The sequence below is a fragment of the Methylobacterium gossipiicola genome, assembly GCF_900113485.1.
Lineage (GTDB): Bacteria > Pseudomonadota > Alphaproteobacteria > Rhizobiales > Beijerinckiaceae > Methylobacterium > Methylobacterium gossipiicola.
This window is the reverse complement of sequence record NZ_FOPM01000072.1, coordinates 1-1,240: the sequence shown is the minus strand read 5'-3', so window position 1 is coordinate 1,240 and position 1,240 is coordinate 1. Positions and strand designations below refer to the sequence as shown.

The window sequence follows — 1,240 nt, the reverse complement described above, 5'->3', positions numbered from 1 at the left end:
TGGCCTGCTGCCGGTTTCACGGACACCCGATTTAGGTGTGATGATGAAGCCGGAGGTGCTCCATGCAGCGTCGCAAGTTCGGACGTGAGTTCAAGACCGAGGCGGTGCGACTGGTTCGGGAACGCGGTGTCAGTGTCGCGCAGGCCGCGCGCGATCTCGATGTTCACGAGACGATGCTGCACCGATGGGTGAAACAGGCGGCGGCCGATCCGCAGCACGCCTTTCCCGGTCAGGGGCAGATGAAGCCCGAGCAGATCGAGATCGACCGGCTGCGCAAGGAGGTCGCTCGTTTGAAGGCGGAGCGTGATATCCTAAAAAAGGCCGCCGCCTACTTTGCGAGGGACGCGATATGAAGTTCGCGTTCATCGCAAAGCATCGCGCTGTCTGGCCGGTTGCCTGGATGTGCGCTGCGCTGGGCGTGTCGCGCTCCGGCTTCCACGCTTGGCTCACCCGGCAGCCCAGCCAACGCACACGGGACGACGACGCCATCCTGGTCAAGGCCCGCGCGAGCTTCGTGGCCAGCGACCGCACCTACGGCGCAAGGCGCGTCTGGCATGACGTGTTGGCCGAGGGCGTCTCGTGCGGGCTGCACCGCATCGAGCGGATCATGCGCGAGAACGCCCTACGGGCACGGCCACGCCGACGTGGCCTGCCGAAGGACGAGGGAGAGCGGGCGACCGCCTCGCCCAATCTTCTGGATCGGCGGTTTGCGGCCGACGCCCCGAATCGGAAGTGGATCGCCGACTTCACGTATATCTGGACCGCCGAGGGCTGGCTCTATGTCGCCGCCGTCATCGATCTGTTCTCGCGCCGTGTCGTGGGCTGGTCGATGCAAACCAGCATGACGGCTCAACTCGTCACGGATGCGCTCGTCATGGCGATCTGGCGCAGGGGCAAGCCGGATGCCTTGCTGCATCACTCGGACCAGGGCTCGCAATACACGAGTGAAGCCTTCCAGCGCCTGATGGTCGATCACGGGGTGACCTGCTCGATGAGCCGGTCGGGCAACGTGTGGGACAACGCCGCGATGGAGAGCTTTTTCTCATCGCTGAAGACCGAGCGCACGGCCCGACGGACCTATCGCACGCGGGACGAGGCTCGGGCGGATGTGTTCGACTACATCGAGCGCTTCTACAACCCGGCACGGCGGCACTCGACCTTAGGCTATCTCAGCCCTGTCGAGTTCGAAAACCGTGCCCAGTTAGCTTAGGATGGTGTCCACCAAACCGGCAGCTGGCCA

At 64.4% G+C, this 1,240-nt stretch carries 1 protein-coding gene; it reads left to right on the top strand.

What is annotated here, in order from left to right:
* Window positions 1-62: 62 nt before the first annotated feature.
* A protein-coding gene (locus tag BM249_RS21055; protein ID WP_091975555.1) for an IS3 family transposase occupies window positions 63-1,210 on the top strand; the annotation gives its coding sequence in 2 pieces (ribosomal slippage) (window positions 63-312 and window positions 312-1,210; 1,149 coding nt in all).
* The last annotated feature ends 30 nt before the right edge of the window (window positions 1,211-1,240 follow it).